The following is a 2681-nucleotide window of genomic DNA, read 5'->3' as shown; positions in this document are numbered from 1 at the left end:
GGTTCTTCCGCAAATATCCGTTTTGTATCTTTCGCTTATAAAGTTTATATGATATACTATAATGCTATAGGAGATACTGTTTATGAACGATACTACAGCATTAAATTTAGATAAATTTTATCCAACAGAGTTATTGAGAATTACAGAAATTATTGTGGACAGAACCAAAATAAAAATCCGTATGAAATCCGCAACCGAATCTTGCGAATGTCCTGAATGTAAACAAATTTCTAACCAATACCATGGCACCTATATTCGCAAGGTACAGGATCTGCCTATTTTAGGAAAACAGGTAGAGCTTGAAATAACTGCACACGAATATAACTGTGAAAATGATTCTTGCAAGGTTTCTACAATTGCTGAAACCTATAATGGTTTCCTCAATTACTATAGCCGTATGACGGAGCGATGCGCTGATTTTATCAGTACATTAGCATTGGAAACGAGCTGCGAAGGTTGTTCCCGTATCTGTAAAGAGATGGGCATTCGCATCAGTGGCGATAGTGTAATACGCCTTTTGCTGAAACGCTTTGAGAATCAGGCACCTTCAGAGTGTGGTGAAATCGTAGGTATTGATGATTTTGCTTTCAAAAAAAGAAATACCTACGGCACTATTATTGTAGATGAGAAGTCACACAACCCCATTGCCATACTTGATGGACGCGATGGCAAAACTCTTCGCCAGTGGCTAAAAGGAAATCAACATATCAAAGCAGTAACCAGGGATCGGGCAAGTGCATATGCAAAAGTAATCAGTGAAGAGCTTCCTGATGTCATGCAGGTAGCCGATCGTTTCCATCTGCATCAAAATCTTCTTGATGCCGTAAAAGGTGCCTTAAACCGTGCAGTACCCGCTAATATAACAGTAATTCATGATAGTCATGTTGCGAAATCTGTAAAAAATTGTGATGCTTGTAAAAAAAATCGTTTCGACTGTGGATAACTTTTCTCCTCGAGAACAAAAACGTTATCAAGTCATTTGCCAGATTCAAACTTTTTTAAAAGAAGGCTGCAGTTATCGTGAAATAGCCAAACGGATGGGTATAAGCCGAAGAACAGTCGCAAAGTATAGAGCCGGTAATCCAAAGGAACTTTGCGAATCTGGAATTAATCAAAGTAAGTTGGACGTTTACAAGGACGAAATAATTAAGTGTCTACATAATGGATATAGTAAAAGCAAGACAGTAAAACGCTTGTATTCACTAGGATATCGTGGGGCTAAAAGTACAGCCTTTGATTATCTTGTAAAAATAGAAAGATATAAAATACAGAATTTTGCACCACAACCATATGTCAGAACTTATACCGAGGGAATGAAATATAAAGCTGGATCAAAAGGTAAAAGCGCTGATTATATAACTAGAGCAGGAATTTTCCAATATCTTTGGATGAATGATAATCAACTAACACCGGAGCATAAAGATTATATTCTCAAAACTTACCCGATGGTATGGGAAATCCTGAGCTGTATTCGGAGTTTCCGTAATGTTTTTATCCGTAGAAGCATGCCCGGGTTATATCTTTTTATTGAACGATATAGTAATAGTGCCATTCCTGAATTAAAATCTTTTGCCAAAGGCTTACAGCGAGATATAAAAGCTGTCGAAAATGCGGTAGCATCTGATTTGAGTAATGGATTTGTGGAGGGAATTAACAGTAAACTTAAGATGGTGAAACGTACTATGTATGGCAGATGCAGTAGAAAACTTTTGAGTGCCAAAATGATATTGAGATGCTAATGTATAACGGACATTTGCGGAAGAACCGTTGCATGATACCGCTGTTCCGGAATGGCTGATACCGATATTCTGGAGGCAGAATACCGACATTCCGGCTAACGATACCGCCGTCCATGTAAAATAATGAGTTCTCCTTTATACTGTATCTATGCGCTTTATAGCGTAAATACAGTTGAAGGAGGTCGCCATTATGACCAAATATCGTGAGATTATCCGGCTTGCTGGATTAAATCTCAGCCAGACTAACATTGCGCTCAGTTGTAATGCATCCAAAACCACAGTCAACAAGGTTCTTAAAGCAGCAAGAGAAAAGAACATTGTGTGGCCCTTGGATCAGAAGCTGACAGATGATGTCTTGGCTAAAATGCTGTTTCCGGAGGCGGAGCAAACTGCCGCTGCCTCCAATAAGCGGATGCCGGATTATGACCACATCCGCAAGGAACTTCTCCGTAACGGAGTTAATAAAAAGCTGCTATGGACGGAATACCTGGAGGAATGCCGTCTCACAGGCGACGAGCCGCTCATGTATTCTCAGTTCTGCTATTACCTTCAGCAGGATGAGCAGAAGCGGCGCGCTACGATGCATATCAACCGCAAACCCGGAGAACAGGTCGAGGTCGACTGGGCAGGAGATCCGGCCCATCTCACCGATCCGAATACCGGTGAGATCATCAACGCATATCTTTTCGTCGGTGTCATGACATACAGCCAGTATCCGTATGTCGAAGCGTTTGTTGACAAGAAAGTGCCTTCGGCACCTCAACTCCCCTAGCCCCTCATTCATGAGGGGAATTAGGGGATTCCTTTTTTGCGACTTTTTCTTTATAATGGTCTTATGAATGTCCTGCAAAAGATTTTTATTGACCATTATGAAGAAATGCTATATATTCTTCATCCTCGTGACGTTGTCATAGAGAATGTTGAAAAAATGATTCACTGTGG

General features: G+C 40.4%; 3 protein-coding genes. All 3 read left to right on the top strand.

The window, feature by feature from the left end:
• The first annotated feature begins 82 nt into the window (after positions 1-82).
• Entirely contained in the window at positions 83-943 is an 861-nt protein-coding gene (locus BQ9856_RS22885) for a transposase (RefSeq protein WP_077609174.1), read from the top strand.
• Positions 909-1739 (top strand): transposase, encoded by an 831-nt coding sequence (locus tag BQ9856_RS22880; protein WP_077609165.1) that lies wholly within the window; start codon positions 909-911, stop codon positions 1737-1739. The genes BQ9856_RS22885 and BQ9856_RS22880 overlap by 35 nt, the downstream gene beginning before the upstream one ends.
• Before the next feature lie 190 nt (positions 1740-1929).
• Positions 1930-2511, top strand: a complete 582-nt coding sequence (locus BQ9856_RS22875) for a hypothetical protein (RefSeq protein WP_442855567.1) — start codon at positions 1930-1932, stop codon at positions 2509-2511.
• Positions 2512-2681 lie beyond the last annotated feature (170 nt).

Source organism: Clostridium sp. Marseille-P2415, assembly GCF_900155545.1.
Lineage (GTDB): Bacteria > Bacillota > Clostridia > Lachnospirales > Lachnospiraceae > Lacrimispora.
The sequence above is the reverse complement of the archived record's forward strand: the minus strand, read 5'-3'. Positions and strand labels throughout refer to the sequence as shown.

Bases quoted from the DNA above. Each gene is read 5' to 3' on its own strand.
- BQ9856_RS22885 (WP_077609174.1), top strand. From the start codon at position 83: ATGAACGATACTACAGCATTAAATTTAGATAAATTTTATCCAACAGAG.
- BQ9856_RS22880 (WP_077609165.1), top strand. From the start codon at position 909: ATGCTTGTAAAAAAAATCGTTTCGACTGTGGATAACTTTTCTCCTCGA.
- BQ9856_RS22875 (WP_442855567.1), top strand. From the start codon at position 1,930: ATGACCAAATATCGTGAGATTATCCGGCTTGCTGGATTAAATCTCAGC.